General features: G+C 67.3%; 10 protein-coding genes and 1 pseudogene. 7 read left to right on the top strand and 4 right to left on the bottom strand.

Translation table 11 applies throughout. From position 1 onward, the window contains the following. Positions 1-22 precede the first annotated feature (22 nt). Both HCC78_RS08900 and HCC78_RS08895 read left to right on the top strand, forming a co-directional pair. The gene (locus tag HCC78_RS08900; RefSeq protein WP_172328407.1) at positions 23-1,003 is read left to right on the top strand and encodes a TAXI family TRAP transporter solute-binding subunit; all 981 of its coding nucleotides are present in this window, start codon (positions 23-25) and stop codon (positions 1,001-1,003) included. A 56-nt stretch (positions 1,004-1,059) separates the two neighbouring features. Next, complete coding sequence (locus HCC78_RS08895) at positions 1,060-1,347, top strand: hypothetical protein (RefSeq protein ID WP_172328406.1); 288 nt, start codon at positions 1,060-1,062, stop codon at positions 1,345-1,347. Between the two features lie 312 nt (positions 1,348-1,659). On the opposite strand, the pseudogene HCC78_RS08890 reads toward HCC78_RS08895, so the two are convergent. Then, positions 1,660-2,780: pseudogene (locus HCC78_RS08890) on the bottom strand (IS5 family transposase). Between the two features lie 922 nt (positions 2,781-3,702). Here HCC78_RS08890 and HCC78_RS08885 point away from each other — a divergent pair. Continuing rightward, positions 3,703-4,005: an SHOCT domain-containing protein gene (locus tag HCC78_RS08885; protein ID WP_172328405.1), complete on the top strand. Its 303-nt coding sequence runs from the start codon at positions 3,703-3,705 to the stop codon at positions 4,003-4,005. A 173-nt stretch (positions 4,006-4,178) separates the two neighbouring features. Next, the gene (locus tag HCC78_RS08880) at positions 4,179-4,634 is read left to right on the top strand and encodes a DUF411 domain-containing protein (RefSeq protein WP_172328404.1); all 456 of its coding nucleotides are present in this window, start codon (positions 4,179-4,181) and stop codon (positions 4,632-4,634) included. Positions 4,635-5,738: 1,104 nt separating this feature from the next. Here the strand turns inward: HCC78_RS08880 and HCC78_RS08875 are convergent. Further along, positions 5,739-6,767, bottom strand: coding sequence for a LacI family DNA-binding transcriptional regulator (locus HCC78_RS08875; RefSeq protein WP_172328403.1), 1,029 nt, complete (start codon positions 6,765-6,767; stop codon positions 5,739-5,741). Positions 6,768-7,221: 454 nt separating this feature from the next. Between HCC78_RS08875 and HCC78_RS08870 the strand changes: the two genes are divergently transcribed. From HCC78_RS08870 to HCC78_RS08860, 3 genes are read left to right on the top strand one after another with little or no spacing between them, the layout of a single operon-like run. Beyond that, entirely contained in the window at positions 7,222-7,953 is a 732-nt protein-coding gene (locus HCC78_RS08870) for a gluconate 2-dehydrogenase subunit 3 family protein (protein ID WP_172328402.1), read from the top strand. A gap of 13 nt (positions 7,954-7,966) precedes the next feature. Next, positions 7,967-9,751 (top strand): GMC family oxidoreductase, encoded by a 1,785-nt coding sequence (locus tag HCC78_RS08865; protein WP_172328401.1) that lies wholly within the window; start codon positions 7,967-7,969, stop codon positions 9,749-9,751. A 3-nt stretch (positions 9,752-9,754) separates the two neighbouring features. Further along, positions 9,755-11,059, top strand: coding sequence for a cytochrome c (locus tag HCC78_RS08860; RefSeq protein ID WP_172328400.1), 1,305 nt, complete (start codon positions 9,755-9,757; stop codon positions 11,057-11,059). A gap of 193 nt (positions 11,060-11,252) precedes the next feature. Here HCC78_RS08860 and HCC78_RS08855 read toward each other — a convergent pair whose 3' ends face one another. Both HCC78_RS08855 and HCC78_RS08850 read right to left on the bottom strand, forming a co-directional pair. Then, entirely contained in the window at positions 11,253-12,350 is a 1,098-nt protein-coding gene (locus HCC78_RS08855; RefSeq protein WP_172328399.1) for a hypothetical protein, read from the bottom strand. A 273-nt stretch (positions 12,351-12,623) separates the two neighbouring features. Beyond that, positions 12,624-13,658 carry a LacI family DNA-binding transcriptional regulator gene (locus HCC78_RS08850; RefSeq protein ID WP_172328398.1) on the bottom strand — a complete coding sequence of 345 codons (1,035 nt, stop codon included), beginning with the start codon at positions 13,656-13,658 and terminating at the stop codon, positions 12,624-12,626. Positions 13,659-13,882: the final 224 nt, after the last annotated feature.

Here is a 13,882-nt window from a genome sequence, read left to right as displayed (position 1 = left end):
GCACTTCACGGAGGAGAGAAGAATGAAGCGCCCCATTTTCGCGGCGGCCGCCCTGGCCGCCCTGGCCCTGGCCCCCGCCGCCCGCGCCGAAACCAAGCTGAAGCTCGCCACGATCGAGCCGAGCCTCGGCCAGGCCATCACCATGGCGACCTTCGCCAACGTGGTGAACGCCAATGACGACGATGTCGAGATCGAGGTAGCCGGCGGCGGCGCCGCGACCCTGCACCAGCTGGAGGCCGCGCGGGGCAATCTCGACATGTACATGGTCACGCCCACGATCTACGACTTCATCTCGAAGGGCACGGCGATGTATGCCAACCAGCCCGATGCCGCCGAGGCAGCCAAGAACCTCGCGCTGATCATGTGGTTTCCCTACGGGCAGTACCATTACGCCGTGCGCGGCGACAGCGACATCGAGCTGCTCGACGACCTGGAGGGCGCCACGGTCTTCCTCGGCCCGGCGGGCGGCGGCGCCTACAACGCGGCGGCAGGCTGGATCGAGGCGACCACCGGGCTGGTCGCGGGCGAGGATTACGAGACCATCACCGCCAACTGGGCGACCGGCTTCCAGTCCTTCCTGGACGGCAAGATCGACATGTACGTGAACGGCTGCATCGATCCCTGCCAGCAGTTCATCCAGTTCGCCGAGACCGAGAGCCTGCGCTTCATCGGGCCGGAAAGCCACGAGGGCCAGGCGGTGACCGACTATCTCGGCGACTACCGCTATCTCTCCGAGGTGCCCGCGGACATGTACGGCAGCCAGGTGAATGACGGGCCGGTCATGTCGACCGACACCGCGGTCGGCATCGGCATCCGCGCGGATGTCGGCGAAGACACCGTCTACAAGATCACTAAGGCATTCTGGGAGAATGTCGGCTCGATTTCGAGCGAGGCGCCCTGGGCCAAGGCCCTTTCGATCGGGTACGCGGTGCAGTCGCTTGCGGGCATGCCGCTGCATCCGGGCGCGGCGCGCTACTACCGCGAGGCCGGCGTGCTCAAGTGACCCCGTCCGGGGCCGCGCGGGCCCCGGGACACCCGACCCAAAGGGAGGACGCAGAGATGTTCATCCGCCGCACCACCTACCGGCTCGGAGACGGGCATGACCAGGCCGCCTTCGAGCGCGAGATGCGCGCGCAGATCAGGCCGGAGACGATCGAGGGGCTGGTCAGCACGGCCCATGTGCCGAACGAGGACGGCAGCTGGACCGTGGTCGCGGTCTGGGAGACCAAGGTCAATGCGATGGCGGCGGCGGAGAAAATCCGTACCGAATGGGACCGCCAGGCCTTCAAGCTGTCCGGGCCGCCGGTGGTCGAGACCGCGGGCATAGGCCTCTGGGAAGCCGGCTGATCCCGCCCGCCGCTGGCTCGGGATCCGCGCCGCCGCAAGGGCGGCATCCGGAACCCGGACAGCGGCCAATTCCCCGCGGTGCAGCTTCGCCGGCATCCGAGCGCCGCGCCGATCCGTCCCTGCGCGGTCGCCCGTCTCCACCAGGATCAGCAAGAGTGCAAGGGCCGCGGGGGCGAGGCCGGCCCGGCCGGCGGCTGGTGCAGGCCTTGGCCGCGAGGCCGGCTCCGCGGAAAAAGCGGAGATGCCGGCCTCGGCGCGGCGCTGTGGGATAAATCGGCGGGCGACCGCAATTCCCCCTTTTCCCCGAAACACTTATCCTAGTGCCACGGTCATCGGGATGCCGAGTGCCGTCAAGCGGCTGAGTACCGCCAGACGGATCTGGACCTCCGCCACTTGGCGGTCGAAATCGCGGGACATCAGCCGCTGGCCGGGCAGCTTCGCGCAGGTCATCCAATCGCCGCGGAAAAGGTCCCCCGGACCTTGTCCCGACCCGGCTCATATCTCTCCCCTGCCGCGGCGGTGGCACCCGCTCCAGTTCCGCCAGAGAGCGCCCGGCCCGAGTGCTTCGATGCTTGCTGGATCTCGTTCCGGGCCCGGGCTCCGGCGGTGTCCGGCTTTCCTGGCTTCGCGTTGCGGCGGGGCGGAATGATTGCCGCCGCACCGGGCATCGCAATGGAGTTGTGGCTGGCGCGAGTGTCATTGGCGCCGTGGGCGATGACGGCGGCGATCTTCTCCTCCGCCGGGATCTCGGCAAGCTGGTGCGGCAGCATTCCCCTCCGGTTCGTTCGGTCCAGTGACGTTCTCCGGCTCGACATCGCCGGCATTGCTGGAAGTGACCTCCTCGGCGCGGATCACCGGCGAGTCTTCGATGGTCCCCAGATGGATCTTGCGCCAGACCCCGAGCTTGGAGCCGCCATGCTTGCGCGTGTGCCGCTCGCTTTCGCCTTCGACCTTGATGGCATTCGGCATCGTCCCCGGACCGGTGGCGGTCGATGCCTCATTGTCCATGAGCAGGTGCAAGGCTCCATTCGAACCGCGGTACGTGTTGGTTGCGTCCAGCGTTCGACGGGCTTTCGCGGCGCCATCGGCGCCACGGTCCCGTCTTGCTCTGCCGACGCGGCAAGGTGCTGAAGTCCGGCACGGACCAGCCGAGCCCGGACAGTTCCAGCAGGCTTGCCATAAGGCCGCGCGCCATTGTGCTCGGACCGACAATGGCGGACAATGGCACGACCAGGCTGAGCGGCAGCCCGAGGAGGACCTTGAGGGTCAGGCAGGCCTGGATCGCCGCACTGCTGTACGCCTGCTGGCGGTCGCGACGCCCGGACGGCACCGCGTGCCGCTGCATCGACGGATCGAACCAGAGGGTCAGAGAACCACGCTGCCTCAGCGCCTCGCTAGCTATGCCAGTTGGTGGTCTTCGCCTGTCTGCTCATGGCCGCCAGCTATCATGCTGGTGTCGTGCCGTGAATCTTCAGCCGCATTTGCGCGAAGAGTTCCAACAGCGCCACGGAAAATCAATCCTGCATCCGGTTTCTCCCCATTGCCGGGTTGGCACCGGGCCGTACGACCCGGCACTCGAACGGAGACTGAAGCAGAAGGGGACACCGGCCCAGTCCCGCTTCGCCGAGATCTGGTTCCAGACCGTGGCCGAACAGCGCGACGGACGATGGCCTGACAGGCCATCGTCCGCTTCCGGGGGGGCTGAGTTGCGATGCTCCGGCCGGGGCCCTCGCTTGGAGACGCTGCCGCCCGAAGTTCCTCTCCCGGCGGCGGGCTTGAAGCGGATGGCGATGGATTGCGCCCCGCCATTTTCGGGCGCGTCGCAAGGGGCAGGCGTCAGCGGCCAGTTGGGCGCATCCGCTGGCTCCGGATGGAGACCTTTGCACCGAAAATTTCGCCGGGTGCGCTGGGACAGGCGAAATCCCGGACCTTTCCGCAACGGCAGCTGCAGTGACACGGTTCGCGGGCGGGCCTCCGGTGCCCAGTTCCCAACGCAGAGACCGGGAGAGCTGGCCCCGGCCGCACATGCCGCCATGCGGAGGCGGTCTCCGGGGGAATGGCCGGACGGAGAGACGGGCAGCAGCCCACCGTCCTCCGCCAGCCCTTCAGGGACACGCTTCCGCTCGGGGTCACAATGATCGCAATAACTTCCACCCGGTTCGCGGCCAGCTTCGCCCGGTCCCCGGCTCCGGGCCGGCGATGCTCCCGCCCCGAGGCGGCCCGTCCGCAGTCGGGCTGCGGAGACCTGGTCCGCAGCACGTTTGCGTGAAGCCCGGCCGCTGCCTGTCCCATGTCAAGGCGGACGGACGGCATCGGGTGCAGAAGGAATGTGCAGTTCCATGGCAGGAGGCAATCATGAAACGCTTCGTTCTTCCTCTTTCCGTCATGGCGTCGCCCGCGCTTGCCGACCCCGAATACTACGGGCACATGATGGACTGGGGCTATGGCTACGGGATCGGCATGATGTTCGGTCCGGTCCTCTGGCTCATCGCCCTCGGACTGGTGGTCGGCGGGGTCATCTGGCTGGTCCGACGGCTTGACGGCCATGCGCCGCAGCACCGGGCGCCGGATCCCCTGGGCGAGCTCGACATGCGCCTGGCCCGCGGCGACATCGGCTCCGAGGAATATGCCGCCGTGAAGTCGCTTCTCAAGGGCTGAGCGGGCGGCGGCATCCGGTGGTCCGCGCCGCAGGACCGGCGGAGCAGCCAGCCGGCATCCGCCAGGCGGGCGCCGCTGTGCATGGCATGGCGGGGCCTGCCCGGAGTGCGCTCCGGTGGCATCCATGCTATCCGGGTGACATCTTGACTGCTGTCCGACCGGAGGAGACCCCGATGCCCGACCGCCGCCGCTTCCTTGCCGGAGCCCTCGCCCTGTTTTCCGCCCGCCCGGCGCTGGCCGCGGGGTCGGCCATCCATGTGGTCAAGGATCCGGGCTGCGGCTGCTGCTCGGCCTGGATCGCCATCCTGGAGGCAGAGGGCTTTGCCGTGACGGCCGAGAACCGGGGCGCGGCAGCGCTGCAGCAGCACAAGGTGCAGAGCGGCGTGCCGCTGGAGATGGCCTCATGCCACACCGCGCATGCGGGCGGCTATTTCCTCGAGGGCCACGTGCCGCCGCGCGAGATAAGGCGCCTGCTGGCGGAGCGGCCGTCCGGGCGGGGACTCGCCGTTCCGGACATGCCGTGGGGCTCGCCGGGAATGGGACCCGAGGCGGAGCGGGAGGCCTACAACGTCTATCTCGTCGGCACGGACGGCCGGGCAGCGGTGTTCGCCGCCTATGGGGCCGCCTGACCGCTGCGCCTGCGTTCGGCGCTCTTCGGCGTCCAACCCGCCGGGTCCTGAAGGTCGCCGCGGCAGGGGCTGGACGTCCAGCCGGGGGGTGGGGGGACGGTCCGGTTCTGTGCCTCTCCGTCCGCTGCGGAGCCAACGGAAAGGCGGGGCCTCCTGCGGGCCTGCCTCCCACCACTCGCTCCGTCGCGCTGCTTTCCGTCCCGGTGCCGTGCTGGAACCGCCCGGCGGACGGGCAGCCCCTGCCGCGGCCGGGCCGGCATCCGTGCCGACAGCGCGCGCTGAATTGCGTTCGGACATGATCGATGCCGGCACGTCTGTGCGTGCGGCCGGGGGCTCCGCCTGTTTGTGGAACGCTAGTCCGGACCGTTTCCGGGACACTCCCGGCTCCCGCTCCGCCTCTTCCGGGATCAGCTTCTCCGGCGTCACGTCATACACGTGTTCCGTCACCGATCCTTCTGTGTGTCAAGTTTCCCGAGACGCTTGATCTGGTAGGTCTTCAAGTCGGCGAAGTTCTTGCGCCACCTATGGCGGGCGCTGCCTTGCGGTCATCCCTGCCAGTCATTTGCGGCGGCTGCGGACCATGTGCGGGGCGATTGCTTGTGGCGCCGGGCAGCAGACAGGGGCGTTGCCGCGCAAATCCGGGGGGATTCATTTCATGAAGCTTAGATGCCAGCTGGTCGGCATGGGCAGATCGCCGAAGCCCTGGCGCAAAACCGGCAGCCGGCCGCATATGATCGGGCGCTGAGGCCGCGAAGCGCCACCGCCCCGCGCTGGACCGAGGACCGGCTGCTGGAACTCGTGGCAGGGAAGCCGCCAGGCGCAACGGTCTGACGCCATCCCGCGGCGACGACAGGTCGGCGCATGGAACCGTGCGGACCGATCCGGCAAGCGCCGGCCGGAACGTGCTGCGGGCCTTGGCGCGGTGCTGCCGGACGGGCGCGATGCGGGCCGGCATCGACCGTGCGGATGGCGCCTGTGCTCGCCGGACAGGTTGGCCGGACTCCTCCCGGCAAGGGCACGGTCCGCCGATGAGAAGCGGGTCAGGCGGCGCCCGGGGCCAGGACGGCAAGCGGCCCGGCGGCCTCCCGTGCTTCCGCGGTCCGGTCAGCAGTTCTCGGCGACCAGAACCTCGAAGGGCAGGGACTTCTGCAGCGGGCTGCGCGGGGCGCTGCCGTCGACGAGCTGCAGCAGCGCGCGCACGGCGCTGCGGGCGATGGTCTCGGACGGGTGGGACAGGATCATGTCGATGCGGCCGTCGACCAGCGCGGCGCGGGTGCGCGGGGTCAGTTCGGTGCCCATCAGCAGGGGCGGGGAGGCATGGCCGCGAAGGCCCTCCGCCGCGCCTTCGAGTCCGCCGCCGGCGATCATGACCGCCGCCAGCCGGGGATGGCGGGAGGCGAGGTCGCGGACGATCTGGGCGGCGCGGGCATCGCTTTCGCCGGTGGAGGGGGCCTCGACGATGCGCAGCTCGGCGCCGCCCGTCCCCGATATGTAGGTGCGGAAGCTCGCGGCATTCGCCTGCTGGCAGAGATAGCGCGGATCGCCGGTGACGATCGCCACCTCGCCCCCCTGCGGACAGAGCCGCCGCACGAACCAGCCCGCGGTGCGGCCGAGCTGCCAGTCATTGGCGCCGACGAAGCCGCGCCGCGCGGCCGAGGAAATGTCCGACAGCATCGCCAGCACCGGGACGCCGCGGGCGGCCAGCTGCTCGACTGCGAGATTGACGCGCGGATGGTCGATGCAGACGGCGGCCACGGCATCGCACCTGCTGCCGAGCTCCAGCAGCGCCTCGGCGGTGATGTCCGGATCCGGGTCGGCCAGATGCGAAATCACGGCCCGGCCCTGCACGCTGCCGAGGCCGGCGACCTCGCGGGCGATGGTCCGGCCGAGCTGGTCGTAGAACATCCGCGAGCGGTCGTTGAGCAGGAATCCGAAGCTGCGCTGCGGCGCCTCGCTGCCCTGGCGGCTGCGGATCGTGCCGACGGCATGGAAGCCGACGCGTTCGGCAGTGGCGAGGACATGCTCGACGGTGGCGGGCTTCACCTTGCCCCTGCCGCTGAGGATGCGGTCGATGGTGGAGACGCTGACGCGGGCCTCTCGGGCCAGGTCGGCTATGGTCGGACGGGTTGGCAAGGCATCCTCGCGGGCGCAGGGTCAGTGTCTTCCTCCCTGCCGCGCCAATAGACCTGCCTGCGGCGGTTTGCAACGCCTGGGCGAGCCTCGCGCTGCTCGTCATCCTGAATGCGGCCCTCATTCATTTCCCCTCGCCCTGAGGGAAAGCTGCATTCTCTGCACACCATTGCATGCGGCTGGCTTGCGGCAGTGCGGCGGGCCGAATACCCGGCCGCCAGCTATCCCTGCGGGGCTGCCATCCGTTCCGGGCGGCGGCGCGGGGACCGCCCCCTGCGTTCCGGTCCCGGCGCAGCGGGCGCCTGTTTCCGGGGCCGGGCCGCCCGTGCGGCCGTTTCGCCAGTACCTGCCGCCGCTATCCGGTCCTGCCGCCGCGGCTGCCGCCGCCGCGTTCCCGGCGGAGACAGCCCCGGCGCCATCTTCGGCGGGGCGCCGGCACAGCCAGGAGATGGTCCGAATGAACCGAAGAGAAGCCTTGTTCTCGCTCGGCTCCATGGCCGCCGCGGGGAGCCTGGGCTCCGCCGCCGCCGCTGCCGAGCTGAAGGGATTTCCCGCCCAGACCGCGATGTCCGCAGATCACCTGCCGGTGCCCGCGAAGACCGGCGGCGGGTTCCGCGTGCTGACCGGGGAGACGGAGCAGAAGACCGTGAAGGCGGTGTTCGACCGGCTGATCCCGGCGGATGCCAACGGGCCCTCCGCCTCCGAGGCGGGCTGCCTCGAATTCCTCGACGACCAGCTGGCGGGCGAGTACGGCGCGGGCAAGGCGCTGTATCTCGAAGGGCCGCTGAAGCCCGAGAACGAGGAGGCGATCATGGGGGCGCCGCAATTCCTGACCAGTCCGCGCGAGCGCTACGAGGCCGGGCTGAAGGCGCTGGAAGCCTATGCGCAGGAGAATGACGGCGCGGCGTTCCACGCCCTGTCGCCGGACCGGATCGACGAGATCCTGGCGGGCCTCGAAGCGGGCGAGATCGACTTGGGCGAGGGCGTCAACGGCCAGGCCTTCTTCGAGCTGATGCTGCAGAACGTGCGCGAGGGTTACCTTGCCGATCCGCTCTACGGCGGCAACCGCGGCATGGCGGGCTGGAAGATGATCGGCTTCCCCGGCGCGCGCTATGACTACCGCCCCTATGTCGACCGCCGCGGCGAGGATCTTGCCCTCGCCCCCGTGTCGCTGATCCCGCTGGACTGAGAGGACGACCCAGATGGCGAATGAACGCCCCAAGGCAGATGTGGTGATCGTCGGGCTCGGCTGGGCCGGATCGGTCATGGCCGAGGAACTGACCCGCGCGGGCCTGAATGTCGTCGCGATCGAGCGCGGCGCCTGGCGCGACACATCCACCGATTTCCCGCCCGCGGTCGACCCCGACGAGCTGCGTTGGCACACGCGGCGGCACATGCTGCAGCCGATGAGCGTGGAGACCACCACCTTCCGCAACCGCACCGGCCAGGAGGCCGCGCCGGTCCGCAACTGGAACGCCTTCCAGTTCGGCTGGAACGTCGGCGGCGCGGGCACGCACTGGGCCGGCATGTCCTGGCGCTTCCTGCCCTGGGACTTCCAGGTCGCGACACAGACCGCGGAGCGCTACGGGCAGGACCGGCTTGACGGGCTCACGGATGAGGGGCTGATGCTCCAGGACTGGGGCGTGACCTACGAGGAAATGGCGCCCTTCTACGACCGTTTCGAGCGGATCGCGGGCACCTCGGGCAAGGCCGGCAACCTCAACGGCGAGAAGATCAAGGGCGGCAACGTCTTCGAGGGGCCGCGCGACCGGGACTACCCGACGCCTGAGCTCAAGGACACCAACTGGATGCGCATGTACCGCGAGACGGCGGAGGGCATGGGCTACAACCCCTTCACCATCCCCGCGGGCAACATCAGCCAGGCCTATGTGAACCCGCTGGGCGTCACGATGGGCCCGTGCACCTATTGCGGCTTCTGCGATTTCCACGGCTGCGGCAACTTCTCGAAATCCTCGCCCCAGGCCTGCATCCTGCCCGCGCTGATGCGGCGGCCGAACTTCACCGTGCTGACCGAGACCGAGGTGCTGCACGCGGTGAAGCACGAGGACGGCAAGACCGTGACCGGCGTGAACTACGTCACCCGCGACGGGCAGGAGGGCTTCCAGCCCGCCGATGTCGTTGTCTTCACGGCCTACCAGATGGACAACGTGCGCCTGATGCTGCTCAGCCAGATCGGCGAGCAGTACGATCCGGCGACCATGAAGGGCACGATCGGCCGGAACTACAGCTACCAGACCTGTTCCTCGGTCACCGCATTCTTCCCGGGCGCGAAGATGAACCCGTTCATCGGCGGCGGCGCGCTCGGCGTGCAGATCGACGATTTCAACGGCGACAACTTCGACCACAGCGACCTGGACTTCATCGGCGGCGCCGGGATCATGGGCTATTCGACGAACGGCCGCCCGATCGCCAACATGAACGGCATCCGTCCGGGCACCAAGCGCTGGGGGTCCGAGTGGAAGGAGGCCTATGCGCGTGACTACCAGGAGGCGGCGAACATCTTCTGCCAGGGCACCTCGATGCCGACGCGGGACGCCTACCTGTCGCTCGATCCGACCTACAGGGACCGGCATGGCCAGCCGCTGCTGCGCCTGACCTTCGACTGGAACCGCAACGACAAGTCGATGATCGCGCATGCCACCGAGAAGGCGATCGCAATCATGAAGGAAGCGGGCGGCGAGGACCTGATGGTCGACAACCAGGCCGAAGCGTCCTGGAACCCCTACAAGCAGCACAGCTCGCACACGATCGGCGGGCTGGTCATGGGCGCGGACCCCAGCACTTCGGCGCTGAACCTGTACCTGCAGAGCTGGGACTGCCACAACGTGTTCTCGGTCGGCGCCTCGGCCTTCCCGAACAACGGCGGCTACAACCCGACGCTGACCGTCGGCGCGCTGGCCGTCCGCGCGGCGCGGGCTATCCACGAGACCTATGTCAACAATCCCGGCCCGCTGGTGGAGGCATAAGCCATGGCAAAATGGATCAAGATCGCGGGCGGCGCAGTTGTCCTGGCGGCCATCGGCGCCGGGGGCTGGGCTTGGACGTCGCTGAACACCTCGCGCTCGGGCGTGGCGGATGACAGCGTCGCGCTGGCGGATTTCACCTCGGACGATGCCGAGGCGGTGGCGCGCGGCGAATATGTCATGCGCATGGGCGACTGCGCGGCCTGCCACACGCGCGGTCAGGGCGACTTCGCCGGAGGCTACGAGATCCCGACGCCCTTCGGCACGCTGGTCAGCTCGAACATCACCCCGGACCGGGACACCGGCATCGGCGGCATGACCGAGCGCGACTTCTTCGACGCGCTCCGCCAAGGGATCGGGCAGCACGGCTTCCTCTACCCGGCGATGCCCTATACCGCCTATGCCAAGCTCACCGACGGAGACATGCACGACCTCTGGGCTTACATGTCGACGGTGGCGCCGGTGTCGAACGATATCGACGAGAACGGCGGCATGGCCTTCCCGTACAATATCCGCCTCGCCATGGCGGGCTGGGACATGCTGTTCTTCTCCAATTCCGGCTTCGAGCCGGAGGCGGGCGAAAGCGAGGCCTGGAACCGCGGCAAGTACATCGTCGACGGCGGCGGCCATTGCTCGGCCTGCCACAGCCCGCGGAACGCTCTGGGGGCGGAGGTTGCCGCGGCCTATCTCGAGGGCGGCAGCCTCGGCGACTGGTCGGCGCCCGACCTGACGCAGAACCCGCATGTCGGGCTCGGCGGCAGCACGGCCGAAGACATCGCCGCCTATCTGCGCAAGGGCAGCGACGGGGTGGCGGTCGCGGCGGGACCGATGGCCGAGGCGGTGGAGCATTCGCTGCAGTACCTGACCGAAGAGGATGCTCTGGCGGTGGGCACCTACCTGGTGTCCCTGCCTGCCTCCGACACGCCGGCGCCCGAGGGGGCGGACGTGGCGTCGCTGCCGCATGCGGCGCTGGATTACGAGGTGAACTGCTCGGCCTGCCACGGGCTGTCGGGCGAGGGCATCACCGGCATGGTTCCGGCCTTCGCGGGGAACAAGGGGCTGCTGGGCGATCCCACGAACCTGATCCACGCCATGCTGAAAGGCGCGCGCGCGCCGCATACGCACGAGGTGCAGACGGCGGCGGGCATGCCCTCCTTCGCCTGGAAGCTGTCGGACGAGCGGATCGCGGAGCTGCTGGACTATGTCCGCAACAGCTGGGGCAACGCCGCGGCGGCGGTTCCGGCATCGAGCGTGGCGGAGATGCGCGCCTCGCTGGACGCGCGGGAGCCGATGGCCAATCCGGCGCAGTGACGCCTGGCCGAGCTGCCAAACGCCAGGACCCGCGCATCTGCGCGGGTCTTTCCAGTTCGAAAACGGGTCTGGTCCGGAGCCCTCCACATATTTGCAAGGGCGGCCAATGGGATCCGGACAAATGCCAAGGGAAATCCGTCTTGGAAACGGCGGCGCGATGGATTGCCGGCTCTCGCTCTGAGCGGAATTGAATCTATTCTTGCGGAACTGCGGGCTGAAGCGGCTTTCGGGAGGTTCTGGCGCCCAGCAGTCGATCCTTGGCGACGCGGGAAATGTCTACTGCATTTGACTGGTTGCCACCGAGTACATGGTAGTTTGTCTCGTCTTCTCCGGCATAGAATCCCACATGCCCGGCCGTGCCGTTAACAGAGCCGCGCCAGAAAACCAGAATGTCTCCTGGCCGCGGAGACTTGGTGGGTTCCCCGAATTGCAGCCAATTCCGGGACAAATAAGGGTTTTGCGGAATATCGGCCTCTGGGTCGTTGAGTGCGACAACCGTTTCGACGAAGTCGCCCTCCCAGGGCAGGTTTTCCGGATCACCCAAAGTTCGGCCATCTGAGCTGAGAAATTCGCGCAGTCTTGAATTGTCCCTGCCTTCGTGCAGCCCGAGAACTTTTGCCCCCGTGCAAAGCCAGCGCAGCGACATGTCCTCCTGCGGAGATGCACACATCTCAAGCAGAACCGCATTGTTGAGCGGTTCTGTCGGAACGCTCTGCTGCGTTTCGTTGCGGGACTTGACGACACTGCGGCCGCGCTCGACATAGCCGATTTCCTTGTAGGCCCATTCGAGCTTGCGTTCGAGTTCCGCCAATTCGGCCTGGTCCGAAGCGCTGTCTTCCTCCTTTCCTGCCAGACTGCGGAAATCCCGTTCCAGCTCATGAATTTGCTTCCGCTTCTCATCGCGCAGGTCTCTCAGCGCCTTTTCGTAGGCCGACCAAGGACTGTTCATGCCGTTGCCCAGCGTTTTGGAAAAATATGTCGCAAAGCGAAGCCTAAGTTCAATGTCCTGGTTCAAGGCGGTGTCGATGAATGCGCGCCGCGTTTCATACTCGAATTGGGTTCGTTCAAGTTCTTGTTGAGCCGCCAGCTTTCGAACTTCGAGCGTTGTCTTCCAAAATTCGATGGCTCCGGGGACGAGGACGCTCAATATGCCTACCGCGGCAGTGCCCCAGATGACTTTCCAGAGACCGATCCGCGCTTCGTAACGTCTGAGCGCATACTCCTGCTGCGTCAGTGATGGTCCAGTTCCAGATGCCGCCGCGTTTTCGTCAGCTGTGGAGTCTTCAGGCATAACCCCTTGATCCCGAAAATGATATCTGAGGATTTCTTGTCTCTAGAATTCCTTCACTCTGCCTGATCTTTTTGGGCAAGGCAACTTTGTGTTCTCGACGATGCGGCGGGAAGCAAGGAAATCTGGGATATTCCGAGCCCATGTTCCGGGAAGGGCGTGCAACATGTCTAGCCGCACCCATCCTCGTAGCGACTGGACAAGGCGATCAAATGGACGGCTTTCACAGGGGGGGCTGTGCGAAGGCGGCATTGGAGTGCCGGGCCAGCCGTTGCCCTACAAATTTTCCGGCGTGACGATCTCGAAGGGCAGGGTGTATTGCGTCGTGGTGCCGGGGACGTCCTGGGTGAGAGCGTCCACCATCGCCTGCACCAGCTGGGCCGACATCTGCGGCAGCGGGTGGCACAGCGCCGCTGTCACCAGGCCCTCGGACAGGCCGTTGCGCACGATCGGGCCGATGTCGCGGCAGATCAGGCGGATGCCGTGGCGGGTTTCGGGCGGTTCCTCGCGCAGCGCCGCCAAGACGCCCGAAATCCCGCCGCCGACGATGAAGATGCCGCGCAGGTCGTCGGTCTTCGCCAACAGCTCCTTCAGCATCGCATAGGCCTCGGAGGCCTCCTCATGCGTCGGCTGGCTGTCCTCGACGGTCAGGTGCGGCGCGTGCTCGCGCATGTAGGAGCGGAAGCTGGCATCGGCCACGTCCTGGCATTGGTAGCGGTGGTTGCCGTTGAACACCGCCACGCGGCCCGGTTCATGCGTGGTGTTGGCGATCAGCCAGGCGGCGGTGCGGCCGAGCTTCCAGTTGTCGGCGCCAACATAGGCGGCGCGCTCGCGCGCGGACTGGTCGGTGATGTAGGTCACCACCGGCTTGCCCTGCTCGCCGAGCGTCCGGATGGCCTGGGCGATCAGCGGGTGGTCGGCCGCGATCAGCGCCACCGCGTCGCAGCTCTTGGCCAGGTCGAGAAGCTGGGCGGCGATGTTGTCGGGCGTCAGCACGTCGACGAAGCGGATCTCCTGCTCGATGACGTCGTCGCGCCGCTCGCGGCAGGCTGACACGATATGGCGGCCGAAGATCTGGTAGAGCTCGCGGTTCGACTGCTGCAGCAGGAAGCCCAGCCGGTAGCTCGGCACGGACTTGCGCAGCCGCTCCTCGATCGTGCCGATCCCGTAGAATCCGATCTTTTCCGCCGCGCTCTGAACCCTTTGCATGGTAGAGCCGCGCACCGGGACATTGCCCGCAAGGATGCGGTTCACCGTAGAGACGGACACGTCTGCCGCCTTGGCCAGATCTGCGATTGTCGGTTTGGTCATGCACTCGCTCCCTCAACTGATCTGTATCATAATGAATGAAACAGTATGATACAATCTTCAATTTCAGCTCAGAATCTGGTTTCGAAATTTCCGTTGCGGCGGTACCAAGCTGTTCACGTAAGGTCCTGCACGGAGGCGGGGCCTAGGGAGGAAGACCATGACCAAATTCAGCCGTTTCGCGGCATCCGTTTCCTGTGCCGCAATGATGTCCTTCGCTGCCGGTG

It is taken from the genome of Mangrovicoccus sp. HB161399 (assembly GCF_013184745.1).
Classification (GTDB): Bacteria; Pseudomonadota; Alphaproteobacteria; order Rhodobacterales; family Rhodobacteraceae; genus Mangrovicoccus.
Note: the sequence above shows the minus strand (reverse complement) of the source record. Positions and strands in the feature narration are given on the sequence as shown.

What these genes read in the sequence shown, in the direction of transcription:
- HCC78_RS08900 (WP_172328407.1), top strand. Translation starts at nt 23, where the DNA reads ATGAAGCGCCCCATTTTCGCGGCGGCCGCCCTGGCCGCCCTGGCCCTG.
- HCC78_RS08895 (WP_172328406.1), top strand. Translation starts at nt 1,060, where the DNA reads ATGTTCATCCGCCGCACCACCTACCGGCTCGGAGACGGGCATGACCAG.
- HCC78_RS08885 (WP_172328405.1), top strand. Translation starts at nt 3,703, where the DNA reads ATGAAACGCTTCGTTCTTCCTCTTTCCGTCATGGCGTCGCCCGCGCTT.
- HCC78_RS08880 (WP_172328404.1), top strand. Translation starts at nt 4,179, where the DNA reads ATGCCCGACCGCCGCCGCTTCCTTGCCGGAGCCCTCGCCCTGTTTTCC.
- HCC78_RS08870 (WP_172328402.1), top strand. Translation starts at nt 7,222, where the DNA reads ATGAACCGAAGAGAAGCCTTGTTCTCGCTCGGCTCCATGGCCGCCGCG.
- HCC78_RS08865 (WP_172328401.1), top strand. Translation starts at nt 7,967, where the DNA reads ATGGCGAATGAACGCCCCAAGGCAGATGTGGTGATCGTCGGGCTCGGC.
- HCC78_RS08860 (WP_172328400.1), top strand. Translation starts at nt 9,755, where the DNA reads ATGGCAAAATGGATCAAGATCGCGGGCGGCGCAGTTGTCCTGGCGGCC.
- HCC78_RS08855 (WP_172328399.1), bottom strand. Translation starts at nt 12,350, where the DNA reads ATGCCTGAAGACTCCACAGCTGACGAAAACGCGGCGGCATCTGGAACT.
- HCC78_RS08850 (WP_172328398.1), bottom strand. Translation starts at nt 13,658, where the DNA reads ATGACCAAACCGACAATCGCAGATCTGGCCAAGGCGGCAGACGTGTCC.